Origin of the sequence: Stenotrophomonas sp. Sm2128 (assembly GCF_030985535.1) — a bacterium.
In the GTDB taxonomy this organism is placed as follows: domain Bacteria; phylum Pseudomonadota; class Gammaproteobacteria; order Xanthomonadales; family Xanthomonadaceae; genus Stenotrophomonas; species Stenotrophomonas maltophilia.
The window spans coordinates 1-19,352 of the sequence record NZ_JAPTFQ010000020.1 but is presented as its reverse complement, the minus strand read 5'-3'; the positions used below and the strand labels follow the sequence as shown (position 1 = coordinate 19,352).

The 19,352-nt window shown below is 66.3% G+C and carries 19 protein-coding genes; 6 read left to right on the top strand and 13 right to left on the bottom strand.

Features of this window, described 5'->3' with window-relative positions:
- Positions 1-8: 8 nt before the first annotated feature.
- Together O0K41_RS08115 and O0K41_RS08110 are read left to right on the top strand one after the other, a co-directional pair.
- Complete coding sequence (locus O0K41_RS08115) at positions 9-593, top strand: TetR/AcrR family transcriptional regulator (protein WP_014647283.1); 585 nt, start codon at positions 9-11, stop codon at positions 591-593.
- A 104-nt stretch (positions 594-697) separates the two neighbouring features.
- Complete coding sequence (locus O0K41_RS08110) at positions 698-1,786, top strand: crosslink repair DNA glycosylase YcaQ family protein (protein WP_049450921.1); 1,089 nt, start codon at positions 698-700, stop codon at positions 1,784-1,786.
- Positions 1,787-1,882: 96 nt separating this feature from the next.
- On the opposite strand, the gene O0K41_RS08105 is transcribed toward O0K41_RS08110, so the two are convergent.
- The 4 genes from O0K41_RS08105 to O0K41_RS08090 all read right to left on the bottom strand — a co-directional run bounded on the left by O0K41_RS08105 (position 1,883) and on the right by O0K41_RS08090 (position 5,274).
- The gene (locus O0K41_RS08105; protein WP_164221222.1) at positions 1,883-2,809 is read right to left on the bottom strand and encodes an ABC transporter six-transmembrane domain-containing protein; all 927 of its coding nucleotides are present in this window, start codon (positions 2,807-2,809) and stop codon (positions 1,883-1,885) included.
- Positions 2,810-2,964: 155 nt separating this feature from the next.
- The gene (locus O0K41_RS08100) at positions 2,965-4,041 is read right to left on the bottom strand and encodes an ATP-binding protein (protein ID WP_005409800.1); all 1,077 of its coding nucleotides are present in this window, start codon (positions 4,039-4,041) and stop codon (positions 2,965-2,967) included.
- A 4-nt stretch (positions 4,042-4,045) separates the two neighbouring features.
- A complete protein-coding gene (locus O0K41_RS08095) occupies positions 4,046-4,762 on the bottom strand; it encodes a response regulator (RefSeq protein WP_032965890.1) in 717 nt (238 codons plus the stop codon).
- Between the two features lie 47 nt (positions 4,763-4,809).
- Positions 4,810-5,274: a hypothetical protein gene (locus O0K41_RS08090; RefSeq protein ID WP_005409798.1), complete on the bottom strand. Its 465-nt coding sequence runs from the start codon at positions 5,272-5,274 to the stop codon at positions 4,810-4,812.
- 329 nt (positions 5,275-5,603) lie between these two features.
- Between O0K41_RS08090 and O0K41_RS08085 the strand changes: the two genes are divergently transcribed.
- Together O0K41_RS08085 and O0K41_RS08080 are read left to right on the top strand one after the other, a co-directional pair.
- On the top strand, positions 5,604-6,785 hold the full coding sequence (locus O0K41_RS08085; RefSeq protein WP_164221303.1) for an efflux RND transporter periplasmic adaptor subunit: 1,182 nt from the start codon (positions 5,604-5,606) through the stop codon (positions 6,783-6,785).
- 2 nt (positions 6,786-6,787) lie between these two features.
- On the top strand, positions 6,788-8,731 hold the full coding sequence (locus O0K41_RS08080) for a MacB family efflux pump subunit (protein WP_164221224.1): 1,944 nt from the start codon (positions 6,788-6,790) through the stop codon (positions 8,729-8,731).
- A 116-nt stretch (positions 8,732-8,847) separates the two neighbouring features.
- On the opposite strand, the gene O0K41_RS08075 is transcribed toward O0K41_RS08080, so the two are convergent.
- The 3 genes from O0K41_RS08075 to O0K41_RS08065 all read right to left on the bottom strand — a co-directional run bounded on the left by O0K41_RS08075 (position 8,848) and on the right by O0K41_RS08065 (position 10,797).
- Positions 8,848-9,441, bottom strand: coding sequence for a mechanosensitive ion channel domain-containing protein (locus O0K41_RS08075; protein WP_164221226.1), 594 nt, complete (start codon positions 9,439-9,441; stop codon positions 8,848-8,850).
- A gap of 5 nt (positions 9,442-9,446) precedes the next feature.
- On the bottom strand, positions 9,447-10,313 hold the full coding sequence (locus O0K41_RS08070) for an SDR family oxidoreductase (RefSeq protein WP_164221228.1): 867 nt from the start codon (positions 10,311-10,313) through the stop codon (positions 9,447-9,449).
- A 100-nt stretch (positions 10,314-10,413) separates the two neighbouring features.
- On the bottom strand, positions 10,414-10,797 hold the full coding sequence (locus O0K41_RS08065) for a sensory rhodopsin transducer (RefSeq protein WP_005409793.1): 384 nt from the start codon (positions 10,795-10,797) through the stop codon (positions 10,414-10,416).
- Between the two features lie 59 nt (positions 10,798-10,856).
- On the opposite strand from O0K41_RS08065, the gene O0K41_RS08060 reads away from it, so the two are divergent.
- The gene (locus O0K41_RS08060; protein ID WP_164221230.1) at positions 10,857-11,843 is read left to right on the top strand and encodes a TIGR03885 family FMN-dependent LLM class oxidoreductase; all 987 of its coding nucleotides are present in this window, start codon (positions 10,857-10,859) and stop codon (positions 11,841-11,843) included.
- On the opposite strand, the gene O0K41_RS08055 is transcribed toward O0K41_RS08060, so the two are convergent.
- A complete protein-coding gene (locus O0K41_RS08055) occupies positions 11,813-13,399 on the bottom strand; it encodes an alpha-amylase family protein (RefSeq protein ID WP_164221232.1) in 1,587 nt (528 codons plus the stop codon). The two genes, O0K41_RS08060 and O0K41_RS08055, sit on opposite strands and share 31 nt — an antisense overlap.
- Positions 13,400-13,560: 161 nt before the next feature.
- Here O0K41_RS08055 and xth point away from each other — a divergent pair, with 161 nt between their 5' ends.
- Complete coding sequence (gene xth / locus O0K41_RS08050; RefSeq protein ID WP_164221234.1) at positions 13,561-14,352, top strand: exodeoxyribonuclease III; 792 nt, start codon at positions 13,561-13,563, stop codon at positions 14,350-14,352.
- On the opposite strand, the gene O0K41_RS08045 is transcribed toward xth, so the two are convergent.
- From O0K41_RS08045 to O0K41_RS08025, 5 genes are all read right to left on the bottom strand, one after another.
- Complete coding sequence (locus O0K41_RS08045; RefSeq protein ID WP_005413551.1) at positions 14,353-16,071, bottom strand: PAS domain S-box protein; 1,719 nt, start codon at positions 16,069-16,071, stop codon at positions 14,353-14,355.
- Positions 16,072-16,191: 120 nt separating this feature from the next.
- Entirely contained in the window at positions 16,192-16,386 is a 195-nt protein-coding gene (locus O0K41_RS08040) for a hypothetical protein (RefSeq protein WP_005413550.1), read from the bottom strand.
- On the bottom strand, positions 16,386-17,021 hold the full coding sequence (locus tag O0K41_RS08035) for a DNA-3-methyladenine glycosylase (RefSeq protein WP_164221236.1): 636 nt from the start codon (positions 17,019-17,021) through the stop codon (positions 16,386-16,388). The genes O0K41_RS08040 and O0K41_RS08035 overlap by 1 nt, the downstream gene beginning before the upstream one ends.
- 72 nt (positions 17,022-17,093) lie before the next feature.
- Complete coding sequence (locus O0K41_RS08030; protein WP_088436535.1) at positions 17,094-18,053, bottom strand: cation diffusion facilitator family transporter; 960 nt, start codon at positions 18,051-18,053, stop codon at positions 17,094-17,096.
- Between the two features lie 142 nt (positions 18,054-18,195).
- Positions 18,196-19,352: hypothetical protein (locus O0K41_RS08025; protein WP_308304480.1), on the bottom strand; the 1,157-nt coding region annotated here is incomplete at its 5' end.

The window sequence follows — 19,352 nt, the reverse complement described above, 5'->3', positions numbered from 1 at the left end:
AGCAGGGTATGAGCACCCACCCCGATCCAACGGCGCCGACCCGTGGCCGCCCACCCACCATCACCCCGGAGCGCCTGGCCGACATTGGCATCCGCCTGGGCCTGCCCAACCTGACCATGGCCAACGTAGCCGCCGAACTGGCGGTAACCCAGGCAGCGCTGTACAAGCGCGTGGCCAACCTGGAGGCGTTGAAGCGCCTGGTGGCGGAGGCGGTGTTCCAGCGCTGGCAGATTCCGCGCGCGTCGGTCGACGCACCCGGTGGGCTGGAGGCCTACCTGATGGGGTTCGTGGAGTCGCTGTGCGAAGTGGTGAAGGCGCATCCCGGGCTACCGCCGTACCTGCTTCGGCGCACGGTGGCGACCGCGCCGATGCTGGAGAAGATCGCCTCGCACCAGGCGCACGTGGCCGAGGTGTTCGGCCTGCCGGTGGACAAGGCGCGCTGGCTGCTGGCCACGATCGCGTTCTACTGCATCGCCGGCGCCGACACGATCTATGCGATTGCGGACGACGAGGAGGGGCAGGTGATCACCGAGTTCAAGCAGGGCATGCGGGCGTTGGTGATCGGTTCGCTGGAGGTATCGCGGCTTCGGTAGATCCACGCCATGAGTGGATGATCGTGGCCATTCACCATGACGCCAGCCAGGCATGGCCTGGCTCTACTGGACGGATCGCGTAGTGTCGAGAATACAATGCGGCCATGCCTGCCACGCCCACTCTCGATGATCTTCGCCGCTACGCGGTGGCGCGCACCCTGTTCAAGCCGACCACGCTGCTGACCGCGATCCGGCGGCTGGGCTTCGTGCAGGCCGACCCGATCCGGGCACCCGCTCGCGCGCAGGACCTGACCCTGCGCCACCGGGTGAAGGACTACCGCGCGGGCGATCTTGAGCGCCGCTACACGCGTCTGCCGGTGGAAGAGGATTGCCTGGTGAACTACGGCTTCCTGCCGCGCGAGCATCTGGCGCTGATGCACCCACGGGTTTCCAAGCGCGAGTGGGATGCCGAGACCCATCGCCGTGCGGCCGATGTGCTGGCCTTTGTGCGCGAGCGTGGCAGCGTGCACCCACGCGAGGTCGACCAGGCGTTCGCGCATGGGCGGGTGACCAACTACTGGGGCGGCACCAGCAATGCCAGTACCCATCTGCTGGACGGCATGCACTACCGCGGCCTGCTGCGCGTGCAACGGCGCGATAGCGGTACGCGCATCTACGCGGTGGCCGATCATGCCGAGCCCGATTCCAGCGAACAGGCGCAGATCGAACGTGCTGCCGCCCTGATCGATCTGGTGGTGCGCAAGTACGCACCGCTGCCTTCGGCCAGCCTGACCTATCTGGTGCGCCTGCTGGGCTATGGCGCTCCGCACCTGGCCGAGCAGACCCGCAAGGCATTGGCACTGGCCAAGCAGCAGCTGGCCAGCTGCACGTTGGAGGGCACCACCTGGTACTGGCCGGCGGACGAAAATCCGCGCTCGCGCCGCCATGCGCCGGACGAACAGGTGCGCCTGCTGGCGCCGTTCGATCCGGTGGTGTGGGACCGCCGCCGTTTCGAGTTGCTGTGGGATTGGGTGTACAAGTTCGAGGCGTACACGCCTGCACCGAAGCGCCAGTATGGCTACTACGCACTGCCGGTGTTGTGGCACGACCAGGTGGTGGGCTGGGCCAACCTGAGCATGCGCGAAGGTGAGTTGGTGTCGAACGTGGGCTATGCCGGCAAGTCTCTGGCCCGCGACAAGGTCTTTCGTGGCGCGCTGGACGACGAGCTGCAGCGCATGGCGGAGTTCCTGTAGCGCCGAGCGGCGCATGGGTACCCATCGCGCCCGGTAGCCGCCAACCTTGGTTGGCGCGGGCTCCCGCCGGTGCCCACCAAGGTGGGCATCTACCGGTCAAGCGACATCCTTGTGCTCCGCGTCGTACATCCCCGGGCTGACTCGCCGGCCGATGTCCTTCAGCCGCGCAAGCTGATCCACCATCGACGGTGCATCGTCCAGGCTGCCGGCAAAGGTCCACAGATAGGTCATCACCGCATAGACGTGACCGGGGGTAACGCCATGGGTGGTGGCAAGGCGGCCGATGGTCAGTGCGAACAGGGCCGCTGCCGTCGCGCCGACGGCCAGCACGGCGCCGGCTTCGCGATCGGAGAGCAGGATGCGCAGGCGTGACAGCGTGGTGTAGTGACGGCGCAAAACCGAGGGACTGACCCGGTCCACCAGTCGGATTTCCTGTTCCAGGCGGTTGTTGAGGCGCTCATGCAACTGCTCGTTGCGACGCGCGAACGACGGCAGCAGCAGGAGAGCACCGAACAGCGCGAGGAGAGCGGCTCCACCGACCAGCGGTTCAATTGCGAGCAGCATGACCGCAGCGCCAAACATGGATACCAGTGCGGTGGCGATGATCGGCACGTGCTTTTCGAAGAAGTCGACGAACTCGCGGGCCAGAACGACGCGGGCCGCCGAAGTGGAGGTGGCCTGGCCCAAACGGCGCTGCGCCTGCACCACGTTCACTGCCAGATCGGCATAGATGCGGGTAAACGTCCGGGTATCGACCGCACGGCGGGCGGCACCGACCAACCAGAACAGCAGCACCACGCCGGCGTAGGAGATGGCATGGCCGATGTTGCCGCGGATGATGGCATCCACGGCGAAGCCGGCGAACAGCGGATAGGCCAGCAGCAGCGCGTTTTCCAGTGCCACCAGCGAGAACGTGCCGGTGAGCTGCCAGGGGTAGGTGCGCAGGATGGCCTTCAGGGTGGCGGCCGCATTCTGCTGGCCGATGCTGCCGGCGGCGGCCGCTGGATCGTGGGGGTGTTGCATGGGATGCCTGGGTGGGTCGGGGGTAGAGTCGACTGTTGGTCGACTGCTCTTTGCGAACTGCTGGAAGAACCCGCGCTTGCGCGCGCAAGTCGCCTGACAGTCGACTCTACCCAGGCAGTTCCGGCATTTCGGGCTTTCCAGGGCAGCGATGGCCCTCAACGACGCGCGTGCACCGGCCAGCGGATCTCGAACGCGCTACCACCGCGTTCGGTCGCCCTGCATCGCGCCGTTCCGTGATGGGCCACGGCAATCGCGCGCACCACCGCCAGGCCAAGCCCGGAGCCACCGCTCTGCCGTGAGCGCGACACATCGGTGCGCTGGAAGGCTTCGAAAATGCTGTCGCGCAGGTCGTCCGGCACTCCGGGGCCACCATCCTCAACGGTCACGGTGCAATGGCCTTCGGCCAGCGTGACGCGAACCCGGAGGGGGCAGGGGATGGCATGGCGTCGTGCATTCTCCAGCAGCGCCAGCACCGCCTGGCGGATGCGTGCCGGATCGCAGTCGGCCAGCGAAGACCGTGCGTCCAAGGTCACCGAGAAACCACTCTCGGTCAGCGCCTCGGACATCGCTTCGACCACCGCCGCTACCTGCACGCTGACATCGCTGCGCTGCAGGCGCAGATCCAGGTGACCGCTTTCGGCAAGGCTCACCACGCGCAGGTCTTCGATGATGCGGGTCAGGCCCTCCAGCTGGGTGAGCATGCTGTTGAACTGCTCGGGCCCCGGCTCGAACACGCCTTCGGCGATGCCCTGCAGGCGGCCGCGCAGGATGGTCATCGGCGTGCGCAGTTCGTGTGCGATCGCTGCATTCCAGAACACGCGGTTCTCGGACATCCGGCTGAGCCGCTCGGCCATGGAGTTGAAGTCGCTGACCAGTGTGGCGGCCTCGGCCATCGAGGTGTCGCCGCCGCGCGCACGCGCCTCAAGATCACCGCTGGCGACGCGACGCAGGCTTTCGGCCACCGAGTTCAGCGGGGTGATGATGCGCCGGGTCAGGCGCGAGGCGATCAACGTGGCCAGTGCCACCACCACGGTGGCGGTCAGGCCGATCCACAGCCACTCCAGCCCTGACGGCATGATGGTCTCCGGCTCGTCATACCAGCGGGGATAGAACACCTCCATGAGGTAATAGAACAGGTAGAAACCGCTGATCGACAGTACGGTCGAGCACAGCGATGCGACCGTGATGGACAGCGTGATCTGGCGCCCGATGCTCTTGCCTTTGCGGTTCATCGGTTCAGTCCAGGAAGCGGTAGCCGACACCGCGGATGGTGGCGGGAATGCCGATGATGCCGACGTCCTCCAGCTTGCGGCGCAGTTTGCTGACGTGGCTGTCCACGGTGCGCTCCTGCGCATCGCCTTCCGGCAGGCAGGTCTGGAGAAGATCCAGCCGGCTGTGCACCATGCGCGGTGCGCGCGCCATGTGCACCAGCAGACGGAACTCGGTGAGTGTGAAATTCAAAGCGTGCACATGGTCATCGGTGCGCACGGTGACCTCATGGCTGCGCAGGTCGATCTCGAATGGCCCCTGCCGGATCAGCCCGTTGGGTTCTTCTGCCATGGGCTTCGCGCTACGGCGCAGCACCGCCTGGATGCGCGCAACGATCTCGGCAGGATTGAACGGCTTGGCCACATAGTCGTCGGCGCCGACGCGCAGGCCGGTGAGCTTGTCCACGTCCTGGTCCAGTGCGGTGAGCATGATCACCGGGGTGTTGCCGCGCCGGCGCAGCTCACTCAGGACCTGCCAGCCATCCAACTTCGGCATCTGCACGTCCAGCAGCACCAGGTCGGGGCGCAGCTGGCGGTGGCTGGCGAGGGCGGCTTCGCCATCGGCGGCGCGGGCGCTGCGCAACCCGGAGCGGGCCAGGTAGGCGCCGAGAATGTCAGCAATTTCGCCTTCATCCTCGGCAATCAGCACCAGGGGCGCCTGGCGCGTGCGTGCATCGGTCTTCATTGAACGCTGCAGTTTCAAGTACGAGATGGGGAGTGCTGGCGGCGGTGTCATCGTGGCCGTTCCAGGGTCTGTGCTTCTTCGTGGGCGGCCCAGGCGAGGGTGGCCAGCACCAGCGTGTGCTGCAGGGCGGGCGCCAGCGTTGCGGTCCCGCGCAGGTGCTGTGCGAGCAGGGCCGATACGGCCGCAGGCAGCTTGCTCCACCGTGATTGCATGCCCGTTGCGTCCACCCGGTCCTGCAAGCGGCGGGCCATGCGGACCAGGGCCCACAGGCGCCGGGCAAGCAACGCAGCCACCAGGACCGCCGCTATCCCTGCAGGCATGAGACTCAGGCCAGCGCTGGAGGCGGACCAGACCGCGAAGCCGATCAGCACCAGCGATGCCAGGGTGCCCGTGCGCGCCGAATGGGCGGGGCCTTCGCTGCGGAAGCACACCAGCGCGGCGGCACCGGCGCCCGCCAGCAGGGGCGGCGCCTGGTTCGCGCTGGCAAGCATCCAGGCGCTGGTCGACGCCATTACCAGTGCAAGCAGCCACGGCGAAGGCGCGCACCAAGCGAGGTAGGCGCGGCGGACATCGATGGGAGGCAGGTCAGGAAGCGGGAGGGACACGGCGGGAACGCAGTCGGCGAGGCCGACAAGGCTAGGGGCCGTTGATGGAGACTTGGTCGAGATTGTGTCGAGATTTCATGGACGCGATCCGTGCCGTTCAGGAGCGGATGCCGTGCGTGAACGGATGTGCGGCCTCCATGCAATCTCCACAGTGGCTCCAAGAAACATCCACCACCACCTTCCAGACTGCGGGTTCTGCGGTCACATCCGGTGGCTGCGTGCATGCGAGCCTTCCGATGGACAACCGCAGGACCTGGATCATTGCCGCAATCGTTGCGCTTCTTACGGGCGGCACCGGCTGGTGGCTGTTTGCCGAAAGTGATGATGCCGCGCTGATCACGGCCCCGGCAAGGGTGGCGGACCTGGAAAAGACCGTGCAGGCCGTTGGCCGGGTCAACCCCAAGGAACTGGTGGCGGTGGGTGCGCAGGTATCGGGCCAGGTCAAGCGCCTGCATGTGGTGCTGGGCCAGCGTGTGCACGCTGGTGATCTGATTGCCGAAGTGGATTCGCAGCCGCAGCGCATCGCCCTGCGCAGCGCCGAAGCGGCTGCCAATGCGCTGCGTGCCCAGCATGCCGCCAGCCAGGCGCGCTACGCCCAGGCCATCCGCGTGCATGAGCGCCAGTCGCAGCTGGTGGCGTCGCGGCTGGTTTCGCAGGAAGGTTTCGAGTCCGCGCGGGTGGCGCGCGAAGCGGCGCGCTCTGACGTCGCCGCGCTGCAGGCCCAGATCGAGCAGGCGCTGACCCAGGTGGAGACGGCGCGGATCAACCTGGGCTACACCCGCATCGTCTCACCTTCCGACGGCTACATCGTGGCCATCGTCACCAAGGCCGGGCAGACGCTGAACTCGATGCAGACCACGCCGACCATCGTAATGCTGGCACAGATGGACACGATGACGGTTCGCACCGAGATCGCGGAGGCCGACGTGGAGCTGATCGCGCCTGGCCAACCCCTGTGGTTCTCCACGCTGGGGCCGGGCGGACGCCGCTACGAATCGCACCTGCAGCAGCTTGAACCTGCGCCATCGTCGATTGCCGACGTGGCCACCGGCAACACCGGTGGATCGGCGCAGACGCCGAAGGCGGTGTACTACGCCGGGCTGTTTGACGTACCCAATCCAGGCCTGAAACTGAAGCCGTCGATGACGGTGAAGGTGACGATCCAGCTGGCGCGCGCCGCCAATGCGCTGCAGGTGCCGTTGACGGCAGTTTCCGAGAGCGACGACAAGGCGGGCAACCGCGCGACCGTACAGGTGGTCGATGCCAAGGGCCGTGTCCACGAGCGCGCGGTGACGACCGGCCTGCGCACCGCTACTGCGGTGCAGATCCTGTCCGGCCTCAAGGCGGGCGAGAACGTGGTGGTCGGGCAGGCGCCCAGCGGCGCGGAAGCCGAGCCCACCAGCCTGCTGGGGATGTGAGCATGGCTGACGCGCTGCTGGAACTGCATGGCGTATCGCGCGCCTACCGCTCGGCCGCTGGCGAGGTGGTGGTGTTGAAGGACGTGTCGCTGCGCATCGCGGCGGGCGAGTTCATCGCCATCATCGGCCCGTCCGGTTCGGGAAAATCCACGCTGATGAACATCCTGGGCTGCCTCGACCGGCCAACCGAAGGCAGCTACCGCGTGCACGGCGCCGCAACCGAGCAGATGTCGCCCGATGAACTGGCGCACCTGCGTCGCGAGCATTTCGGTTTCATCTTCCAGCGCTACAACCTGATGGAGAACCTGAGCGCTACCGAGAACGTGGCCCTGCCCGCCGTCTATGCCGGGGTGGAGGCCGATGCGCGCACCACGCGTGCCCGCCTGCTGCTGGAAACGCTTGGCTTGGGCGAGCGGACCGCGAACCGGCCCAGCCAGCTGTCCGGCGGCCAGCAGCAGCGCGTTTCCATTGCGCGTTCGCTGATGAACGGCGGCGCCATCGTGCTGGCCGACGAGCCGACCGGTGCGCTGGATCATGCCAGCGGCAGTCAGGTGATGGCCGAACTCAAGCGCCTGCATGCGCAGGGCCATACCGTGATCCTGGTGACCCATGATGCGGCGATTGCCGCGCACGCTTCACGCGTGATCGAGATCGCAGACGGCCGGGTCGTATCCGACCGTGGTACGGGTGATCCCGCGGTTGCACGCAAAGCCGTCGGGCCCGAGCGCAGCACGGAACCGGGCGCCGAGCGCCGCGCGCGCCTGGATGCGACCAGGGAAGCTGCACGGATGGCGGTACGTTCGATGCTGGCCCATCGCCTGCGCACCTTGCTGACCATGCTGGGCATCATCATCGGCGTGGCTGCGGTGGTGACCGTGGTTGCGTTGGGCAAGGGCGCACAGGCGCAGGTCGAGTCACAGATCAACGAACTGGGTGCCAGTACGCTGGAGATCTTCCCGGGTGCGGATTTCGGCGACCCGCGCTCGGCCGAGATTGAAACGCTGGTCGTGGACGATGCCGATCACCTGGCCGCATTGAGCTACGTAGACAGCGTAAGCCCCAACCTGAGCAGCTCGGTGGCCGCTCTGCAGGGCAACCGGCGCGCCAACACACAGGTGCTTGGCGTGGGCGCTGATCTACCCCGCGTGCGCGGGCTGCGCCTGAAGGCGGGGCGGTTCTTCACCGATGCCGAGGTGGAGGGGCATCGCGCGGTGGCCGTGCTCGACCAGAAGGCGGCCAAGGCATTGTTCAACGGCAATCCGATCGGCGGCACGGTGCTGCTGGGCGGCATGCCGGTGGACGTGATCGGGGTGGTGGGTGCCAGTGCATTCGCAGGCGGCGCGACGCCCACGGTCTACGTGCCTTACACCTCGGCGGCCTCGCGCCTGCTTGGCAGCCAGCGGCTGGAGAGCATCACCGTACGCGTGCGCGATGACGTACCAACCCGTGCAGCTGAAGCCTCGCTGGGCGCAGAGCTGCAGCGGCTGCATGGGCGCCGCGATTTCTTCATCTACAACTCGGACCAGATCCGCAAGGCGGTGATGAAGTCCAGCCAGACCATGGCGGCGCTGGTCTCGGCGATTGCGGCGGTGGCGCTGGTGGTCGGTGGCGTGGGCGTGATGAACATCATGCTGGTGTCGGTGAAGGAGCGCGTGCGCGAGATCGGTGTGCGGTTGGCGGTGGGGGCTCGGCAGGGCGACATCCTGCGCCAGTTCCTGATCGAGGCCGTATTGATCTGCCTGTTCGGCGGCGTGCTGGGCGTGTTGTCCGCGTTGGGTGTGGGAGCCTTGTCCAGTCTGCTGTCACTGGGCGTGCCGTTCCTGTTCACGCCTGGGCCGGTGCTCGCCGCGCTGGCATGTTCGTCTGCAATCGGGCTGGGTTTCGGCTACTTCCCGGCCCGCAATGCCGCACAGCTGGACCCGATCCAGGCACTGGCGGCGGAGTAGCGTCGTCCGCGGTGGCACCGTAGAGCCGGGCCCGCGCTCGGCTGCTCTCCATTCAGACCGCGATGCGCCCTGCGCCGCGCGCAGCAAGCCGAGCATGGGCTCGGCGCTACAGCGACTCAGCGCGCCTTGCCTTTGATCGCCACGCTTGCTGGCAGCTGCGCATAGCCGCTGTCGCCCCAGTGCCGGGTGATGCGCTGGAAGAACAACGAGTTGGGCACGCGCAGCAGGCAACCGCGCGCGCCTTCGCCACGATCACTCAGCGTGGTGTAGATCAGGTTGATGTCCACCACCTGACCACACAGGCCCGGTTTGTCCACGCTTTCCAGCACTTCGATGGTGTCATTGATGCGGAACGGGCGCGTGGCGACGATCAGGAACGAACAGAACAGGTTGGACAACACGCTCCACGCGGCGAAGAACGCCACCGCACCGACCGCCATGAACCCGGTCAGCGCGGTCCACAGCACCGAGCGCGAAACGCCCAGCCGCTCCAGTATCAGCAGCGCAGCCGCCAGATACAGCAGCAAGGCACCGCCACGGCGCAGGCCCACATGAAGCTCTGGAGCCAGCCTGCCGCGCTGCCGGGCCTGCACCAGCAGCCACGCCAGCGCACGCACCATCACCCATGCGACGCCGAGGATGGCCAGCACCTCGGCCACCGGCACAACCACGGTCAGCCAGTCCTCGATCCATGCAGGCAATCCGGTCATGGAGGCTACAGCGTCGCCGCGCCGCCAGAAATGGTCAGCAGTGCACCAGAGGTATAACTGGCGCTGTCCGAAGCCAGCATCACATAGGCCGATGCAAGTTCGGCTGGCTGCCCGGGGCGGCCAAACGGCGTCTGCGAGCCGAACTGCTCGACCTCCTCGGCGGCCATGCCTGCCGGAATGAACGGCGTCCAGATCGGTCCGGGCAGCACCGCATTGACGCGGATCTGGTGCTCGGCCAGCAGGCCCGCCAACCCCAGCGTCAGGTTGGCCACCGCGCCCTTGGTCGCGGAGTACGGAAGGATGTTCGGGGTCGGCCGCTCGGAATTGACCGATGCGGTGTTGATGATCGCGCCGCCACCGCGCAGGTGCGGGACGCACAACCGGGTCAGATTGAACACGGCATGGACATTGGTATCGAACGTCCGCTTCCAGTCATCCAGGGTGATGTCGTCGAAGTGCTCGTAGTAGCGCTGGTAGGCCGCGTTGTTGACCAGGATGTCGAGGCCGTCCAGTTCGCTGGCCACGCGGTCCACGAGCGAGCGCGCCTGTGCCGGGTCGCTGATGTCACACGGCACCAGCACGGCCTTGCGCCCGGCCTGTTCGATCTGCTGCTGCACATGGCGGGCATCGTCCTGCTCACCATCGAGGAACGCGATGGCAACGTCGGCGCTTTCGCGCGCAAAGGCGATGGCCACGGCTGCGCCGATGCCGCTGTCACCGCCGGTGATCAGTGCCTTCTTGCCCTGCAGCAAGCCATGGCCGCGATAGCTGCTCTCACCGTGGTCCGGCCGCGGCTGCATCTGCGCGGTCTTGCCGGGGAAGGATTGCTGCTGGGCGGGGAAGGGCGGGCGTGGGTAGTCGGGCAGGGCCATCGTCACTCTCCGGAAGGAAACCGGCGCCAGTCTCCCTCCATGCGGGTAAACGGCCGGAGGGCGCGGTGTCGTTGCAGCGTGGACGCCTGCGCGGAGGACTTCACAACGGATGGGCGATCGTGGTCATGATGCTGTTGGCCGGTTGCCGTGAATCCAGCCGCGTGTGCTGCACGATGATCGGCTGGTCGGATTCAACGAGGGTGGCAAAGCCGGTGCCGCGCGGCACCGGCGCCGGATCCTGCAGGTCGTTGAAGCGCAGGTGACAGGTGCGTCGTGCCGGCACGGTGACCCGGTAGGGGCCCACCGGATCACGGTCTTCGAAGTAGAGGGTGAGCGTGACATGCGCGGGCTCGTCGCCGGCATTGAGTACGCAGCAGGTTTCGTGACTCTGCATCTCCGGTGACGGGCCGTTGCTCCAGGCTGGAATGTAGCCCTCGGCGATAGCCCAGCGTCGATGCCCGATGCAGGAAGCGTTCGTTTCCATGACGCGGTTTTAGCTGGAGGGGTGTTGCCATCGTGTCCAGTCCCCGCACGGAATCCGTGATGACCATCGGCTACCACGCATCGCATGAGCAGTTCCCGCCCGCCACCTTGCTGGGCCTGGCGCTGCGCGCCGAACAGGCGGGATTCGAGGCCGTGATGTGCTCGGACCATTTCCATCCATGGACGACTGCGCAAGGGCAGTCCGGCCACAGCTGGGTGTGGGCCGGCGCGCTGGCGGTGCAGAGCGCGTTGACCCTGGGCATGGTGACCTGCCCGATGCTGCGCCAGCACCCGGCATTGGTGGCACAGGCAGCGGCGACGCTGGAGCAGTTGGCGCCGGGCCGGATCTGGCTGGCGCTGGGTACCGGCGAGGCACTGAACGAGCGCATCACCGGCCAGCCGTGGCCAGCCAAGCGCGAGCGGCAGAAGGCACTGCGCGATGCGGCCGAGGTGATGCGGCGGCTGTGGGGTGGCGAGCAGGTAGACCATGACGGTGGCTTCCAGGTTCGCCAGGCACGCCTGTACAGCCGACCGGCGCTTCCCCTGCCGCTGCTGGGTGCAGCGGTCACGGAGGAGACTGCACGTTGGATGGGGGGCTGGGCCGATGGGCTGATCACCATCAGCCAACCGCTGGCGCGGTTACAGCGTGTGGTGGCAGCGTTCGAGGCAGGCGGTGGCAGGGGCAAGCCGATGTACCTGCAGGCCAAGCTCTCCTACGCGCGCGCCGAACAGGCTGCGCTGGAAGGTGCGATGGAGCAGTGGAGTGCCAACGTGCTGTCGCCGGAACTGGCCGAAGGCCTGGACCAGCCCGAACAGTTCGAAGCACAGGCCCGATCGGTCAGCGCCGAGGTGGTGCGCCAGCACGTGCATGTCTCGGCAGACCTGGGCCAGCATCGGGCCTGGCTGCAGGAGCTGCAGGGACTGGGGTTCGATCGCATCTACCTGCACAACGTGAACCGCGAGCAGGAACGCTTCATCGACGACTTCGCCGAACACGTGCTGCCCGCGCTGCGCACTCAGGCACGTTCGGGAGCCAGCCACGTATAGCCGTGGCCCTGCAGGTAACAGCGGCGACCCTGCAGTTTTGCGCCGTGGCCCACCAGCGTGTTCAGCGGGCCGCGCAGGGGCACGTCCACCTCGACCGGCTCGTCGCCGAAGTTGATCAGTGCCAGTGCCTGATGGGGTGCCTCACCGTAGCGGAGCATCAGCAGCGCAGGTGAGGGCGGGTCGAGCGTGTGAGGACCCTGCTGCAGCACGGGATGTGCATTGCGCTGCTGCAGCAGCTCGCGCACCCGCAGCAGCAGTGAACCTGGCGTCGCGCGTTGCGCCTCGACGTTCACCGTGCGGTAACCGTAGGGGCCGTCTGCCGGTGGCGCGCGCCAGGCATGCCGCGGTTCGTCGGTGAACCCAGCCCCTGGGCCGTTATGCCAGTGCATCGGCATGCGCACGGCATTGCGTTCGGGCAGTTCCAGGCAATCACCGAGGCCGATCTCTTCGCCATAGCGGATCACCGGCACCTGGCCCAGCGACAGCAGCGCCGCCCAGGCCATGGCCTGCCATGCGATGTCGCCCTCCAGCATCGGTGCCAGCCGGCGGCGGATGCCACGGCCATAGATGCGCATGCCACGCTCAGGGGCGAAGCGTTCCATCACCGCTTCGCGCTCATCCGGCTCCAACTGCTCAAGGTCCAGTTCATCATTGTTGCGCAGCCAGGCAATGCGTGTGTCCGGCGGCGCGTGCGGGCCGTACTCGGCCATGACCCGCGCCACTTCGCTGGCATCGCCACGTGCCAGTGCGAGGAAGAAATGATTGTTGAGGTGGAAATCCAGCAGGTGCGAAAGCCGCCGCCCGTGGCACAGGAAGTCACCGTAGTGGGACGCGCGGACATCCGCTTCGCCGATCAGTGGCAGCCCTGGTTGCTGCGCGTCTGCCGTGGCGCGCATCGCCTCCAGCAGCCACAGCCCGTCGTCGCGCGGGTCGGCGTGGCGGGCGCGCTCGACCATGTACGGAACGGCGTCCACGCGGAAGCCGGCCACGCCACGCTGCAGCCAGAACGTCATTACCCGCAGCAGTTCCTCGCGTACCGGGGCATGGGCCAGGTCGAGGTCTGGCTCGTGCCGGTAGAACATGTGCCGGTTGAACGCGCCGGCCGTGGCATCCCATGTCCAGACAGCGGCCTCGATCGGCGGGAACATCGGCTGCAGGCCGTCGTCAGGCATGTGGTCGCTCCACAGGTACCAGCGGCGCCAGGCCGGGTCGCCCTGCTGTGCGGCGACGAACCACGGGTGCGCGCTGGCGGTGTGCTGCATCACCAGTTCGACGATGATGCCGATGCCGCGCGCGTCGGCCGCATCGACCAGGCGCTGGAAGGCGGTCTCGTCGCCCAGGCGTGGATCGATGCGGTAGTGATCGGTGACATCGTAGCCGCCATCACGGCCGGCGTTGCAGTAGAACGGCAGCAGCCACACATGGCTGATGCCGAGCCACTGCAGGTAGTCCAGCTTTTCGGTGATGCCATCCAGGGTGCCCCAGCCGCGGCCTTGGCTGTCGCGGAACAGATACGGGTCGACCTGATAGATCGCGCGCAGCGGACGCACCGCCATGGGGCTTCTCCGGCACTGTTCACGGGTGACCAGCCTGCTGTGCGCCGTGGCAGCGGTTCGTGAACCGAATGGCACCGCATCATGACGTGGCATCCACGGCCCGTGCATGCCCGGGCGCGCAGAGTGAATGCTCGTCCCGCTGCGCCGAGGAACCTTTATCCATGCCCCGCCGCAAAACGCTTCGTATTGCGACGTTCAACGTCAACGGCATCGGCACGCGCCTGCCGCAGTTGCTGGACTGGCTGCACAGGGAATCGCCGGACGTGGTTGCCCTGCAGGAACTGAAGGCCACCGACGCCGCGTTTCCCGCTGCGGCATTGGAAGAGGCCGGCTACGGTGCGCTCTGGCAGGGTGAGGCGCGCTGGAACGGCGTGGCGCTGCTGGCTCGGGGAACCATGCCGGTCGAGAGCCGCCGCCGATTGCCGGGCGAACCCAAGGATACGCAGAGTCGCTACCTGGAGGCGGCGGTGCACGGCGTCATCGTGGGTGCCCTCTACCTGCCCAACGGCAACCCGCAGCCCGGGCCCAAGTTCGACTACAAGCTGCGCTGGATGGAACGCCTGATCCGGCATGCACACAGCCTGGTCGAGCTGCCGCACCCGGCGCTGCTGCTGGGTGATTTCAACGTGATTCCCACAGACGCCGATGTCTATGATCCCAAGGCCTGGCGGCGCGATGCGCTGTTCCAGCCCGAGGTTCGCGATGCCTTCGAACGGCTGCTCGCGCAGGGCTGGACCGATGCGCTGCGAAAGGTGCACGGCGACGCCACGATCTACACCTTCTGGGACTATTTCCGCCAGCACGCCGAGCGCGACCGTGGGCTGCGCATCGATCATCTGCTGTTGAATCCCATATTGGCGGAGCGACTGAAGGATGCGGGCGTCGACCGTTGGGTGCGGCTGCAGGAAAAGGCCAGCGACCACGCGCCGGCTTGGGTGGCGGTACGGGCGTGATCAACGCGCGGCAGGGTCTTCGCGTCGCTCCCGACGCACGCGCGCGCGGGTTCGGTACAGGCGGCTGTCCGCCTTCTGGATGGTGTCGGCCACGGGCTCACCGGCCGTGTTGATGGCCGCACCCATCGAGAACGCGCTGGGCGAAAGCGCGGCGTGGTCCTGGTACCAGTGCTCGAGTTCGCTCAGGCGGCCATTCGCTGGCGCGACCAGCACTACCATGAACTCGTCGCCACCCAGCCGTACCACGGTCTCGTCCTTGCCCAGCGGCGAGCGCAGGAAGGTGGCGAACTCGACCAGCACGGCATCGCCACGGCGGTGGCCCTGGGTGTCGTTGATGTGCTTGAAATGGTCCAGATCGAACATCACGCAGGCCCAGCGCTCGTCAATCAGTTCATCCAGCCGGTGCAGGTAACGCCGGTTGTAGCACTGCGTGAGCGGATCCTTGAAGGACATGTCGCGCAGCTGCTGCTCCTGCATCCTCAGCGCGGTGACGTCCTGTGCATGCCCCAGCACGTAGGGCGGGCTGGCTTCGTTGTCGAGCACGTTGTGGTACGCCCAGTAGTGGCGCGTACCATCGGCGGCAATCAGCTCGATCACGCCAGCGTCGGTGTGGTTTGCCTGGATCCGGGCGAGGTAGGCCCTGAAACCTTCGCGTTTTTCCGGCGGCATCAAGTCACACAGGCTGCGCCCGATCATCTGGCTTTCCTCGAAGCCCAGCGACTGCACCGCCGCCGGATTCACCGAGGTCAATGTGCCGTCCAGCGTGTGGGTGCAGATCAGGCCCAGGCTGTAGTGGAACAGCCGACGGTAGCGGGTTTCGCTCGCTTCCAACGCGTCCAGCGCGGCTCGTTCGTCCGTGATGTCCTGGATTGCCCCGACCAGGCGCGGATGGCCGTCGACCTGTTGCCGGCTGCCGACCACCCGGGTCCAGATCGCGCGCCCGTCGGCCGTGGTCATCGGCAGCTGTACTTCCCAAGATGTCCCCTCGTCGATGCAGCGCTGTACCGCCGCCTGGATGATATTGCGGCTGTCCTCGCGATAGAACGAGAGTGCGGTCTCCAACGTGGGCGTGAAGTTGCTGCGTACGCCATGCAACTGCTTGGTTTCCCGTGTCCAGCGCACCTCGTTGGTCAGCAGGTCCATCTCCCAGCCGCCCACCCGTGCGGCACGGTTGGTACGCTCCAGGAAGTCCTCACTGCGTTTCAGCTCGCGATGCAGCGCCTTGGCCTGGCCAACCTGCGCCATCAGGGTGCTGCGCTGTTCCAGCACCTGGGTGGTGACCCGAGCCAGATGCACCATCAGTTCGCGCTGGGAGGGTGACAGCACACCGGGCATCGGGTCGAGCAGGCACAGCGTGCCGATGCGTGCGCCGTGCGTCGATCCCAGGGGAATGCCGGCGTAGTGGCGGATGCGCGGCCCACCGGTGACCAGCGGATTGGTGGAAAAGCGTGGGTCCTGGCGCGCATCGGGTATCTCGAACAGCTCGTCCTGGCGTATGGCATGGGTGCAGAAGGAAATCTCGCGGGCGGTCTCGCTGACGCCCTCCAGGCCGATGTTGGCCTTGAACCATTGGCGGTCTTCGGCCACCACGGTGATCAGGCCCATGGTCAGTCCGGTCGCGGCGCGGGCCGCGGCGACGATGGCATCGAACACCGGCTCCGGTGGCGTATCCAACAGGTGCAGTCGTTCGATTTCGAGCAGTCGTTCGGCTTCGTCCATGGCGCTTTTCAGGGCTGGGTGGCGAGGGCGGTTGCGGCGGCTGGCTGGCGCTACGCTAGTGTGCGCGCCGTTATGTATCGCCACGGCGGGGTGATGCCGATGTGAGGTGGGCGCGCCGGCTCAGTGCTGTTGGAGCGATGCCTGCAAGGCGGTGGCCAGTGCAGCGTCTCCGGATACCAGGTCCTGCCAGCGCAGTGTGATGCCCTTGCGTCGCCCCTTCTCAACCAGCTTGAGGCCCTCAGGCGCCACGGTGAGAGTGTAGGGTTGGCCGTCGATGTGCAGTTCGCGGCGCAGTGGCTTGTCGAGCGGGGTCATCATCGTTTCCTCGCTGGGGCGGAAGCGCGACGTGGCTGGATCGATACGTGACGATGATCACGGATGTGCCAACGCCAGGGGAAATCAACAGCGCGGGTGATGCCGATGCGGGGCCCGACCACTGGATCCTCCGGCGGCGGCACGCCGTCGCTGGCGATGACAATGCCGTGGTTGCCGGTCACCAGATCAGCGCCGTCGAAGCTGCGGTCCAGCCCGAAGGCCTGCGAGAGCTTGCCGGGCCCGCTGGCCAGATCGTGGTCGCGGCGCGCGGCGGAACGCAGTTCGCGCATGCGCTCCAGGCCCACCAGCGGCTCGATGGCCCGCAGCAGCACCGCCACGCCTTCACCCACTTCGCCGCAGACAACGTTGCTGCCCCAGTGCATGCCGTAAGTGAAGTAGACATACAGGTGGCCGGCCTCGCCGAACATGCTGGCCGTGCGCGGCGTCTGCCCGCGATAGGAGTGCGCCGCCGGATCGACGCTGCCCGCGTACGCTTCGACTTCAACGATGCGACCCGTTCGGCCATCGTCACGGACCAGGAGTTTGTTGAGCAGCTCGGGCGCAACCTCGACGGGCGGGCGCCGGTAGAAGCTGCGGGGGAGGATCTGAAGAGAGGCGGGCAACCAATCCGGCACGGTAGAGGCAGGCTCGGGAAAACGGTGATGGCACTGTGGCACCAGACAGGTGAAACGGGCGCAGACGCAGTGTCATTCCTGCGCAGGCGGAACGGCCAGTGCCGCGCGGCGGGAGGCATAGACCTCGGGTGTCTGCGGCTTGATGAACAGTGCCACCAGTTCCGGATACTCGCGCTTCACGGCTGATTCGATGCGGGTGATGCACGCCTCGATCTGCGGTGTCTTCCGGTCATCTTCGAACTCGGCGCTGAGCATGGCCACGACCTGTTCGGGGCCCATCTGCATGGTGGTCACGCCATTTGCGCGGCGCAGGTCGGGATCGGTTTCCGCCACGGCCATGATCCGCTCGGCCACGGCCGGGTGGGCCGGCTCACCCACCAGCAGTCCCTTGGTTTCGCGTGCGAGAAGAAAGGCGGTGGCGGCAAGCACGCCGGCGATGCACAGCGACGCCACACCATCAAGCACCGGCATGTCCAGGGCCTGGGCGGCCACGAGCCCGATCAGTGCGAAACCCAGGCCGAGCAGGGCCGCGCTATCCTCCAGCAGCACGGTGAAGGTGGACGGATCCTTGCTGCGACGGAAGGCTTCGAAGTAGCCCAGTTTGCCCTTGGTACGCCGGAACTCCCGTAGCGCGACCCACCATGAAGCCCCCTCGAACAGGATGGAGATGCCCAGCACGCTGTAGCTCAACGCGTGGTTGGTGGCCGGCTCCGGCCGGCGGATGTGCTGGATGCCCTCGTAGGCCGACACACCGGCGCCGGCGGCGAACACCAGCAGGGCGACGATGAAGCTCCAGAAGTACAGCTCGCGGCCGTAGCCGAACGGATGCACGGGGTCTGGCGCCTTGCCGGCGCGGCGCAGGCCGTACAAGAGCAGGAGTTCATTCAACGTGTCGACCAGCGAATGCACGCCCTCGCTGAGCATGGCCGAGCTGCCGGAGATGCCGGCAGCAATGAACTTGGCGATGGCGATGGCCAGATTGCCCGCGAGGGCGGCGTAGATGACCAGACGGGAACCGGTGGGAGCGGACATTCGGGTGTGGATAGACACAGTCGGAGTGGCTCATCCTCCGCGCCTGGCCGTGCTCAGCACGTCGACGGCCCCCGCGTGGCGGGGCGAGAAGGGCTGCCCACCGTCGACGTTTCCCCGAGCAAGTGCATCCGACACCGTGGCTTCAGCCGCCATGCATTTTCTTGGGCAGTTTTTCCTTTGGCGCGATCTTGGGAGGGGACGTCGAAGAACGTGGCGCATACTCGGCCAAAGGTGTCGCCGAGGGAGGCGTTGCGTACCATGTCACCACATCGCTGGCCGGGATCGGAACAGAGCGAGATGGCTTCTTTGGCGTCCAACCGGACTCTGCAATGACCATGTGGCTACCAAGGCGATTGAGAACGAAGACGTCGTGAATCTCATAGAGTTCCTTCCCTGAGCCTTGCACCGTGCTGCATGAAGCAATGACCGAAGCGGCCTTGGCGATGCGGCAACCTTCACTTGATACAACGACATTCTGATGCGGGCGCAGGCCCAGTTGGAACGTCGCCGCAGCACGATCGAGTGCCTCGAACATAGTGCCTGCCATTGAGAGCAGATAGATGATTGTAATGGATGCGGCGATAAGCCTCTGCTGCATGGGCAGAGCGCGAAGAGACAGAAAGAGGAAGTGGAGCAAAGGGAGCGCGAGATAGATACACACCAGTTCGGCGGTTGTTAGATTCTCTGCGGCTGAATGCGTGCCGAAAACTACAAGGGTCAAGAAAGGAAAGAAGAAGAGGTAGAGCCCTGTCGAGAACGCAACCAGTCTCAATGACCATGCGATGCGGCTGACCGGCGTGGATGCATCGCGTTTTAGAAGGATAGGGGCGAACGAAAGCAGCGCGCCAAGAAGCAGGAGTAGCGGAAGTGCCCACAAATTTTGCTCGCCAGTTTCAGTGAACAACGCGGCCCAGAGGAAAATTAGAGCGATGACGCCGCCCACCAGTAGCAGCACCAAGCTGAGTCCAGTGGGTGCAACCCAAGGTCCATTGCTATTCCTGGGGCTGAGCTTGTCTGTGATGGCCCCGGCCGCATGCCACTCGCGCAACAAAGCGACGGGTAGCAACGCGTAAACAACGAGCAGAACTATCATCAATGCCGAGAATGCGACAATGGCAATTGCAACCAGCCCGAGGTCGGTCAGCGTCATTGCAGGCAGATAGCGAACACGCCAGAAGAACGCGACCATTACGAGGGTGCCGAGCAGCAGGAACAGCCACTTGTGCGTGTAGATTTCAACAAGCAACTTTGAAATCGCTGGCCAAAGTGGGCGGGGCGGTGGCGGGGTCGTGTAGGGGT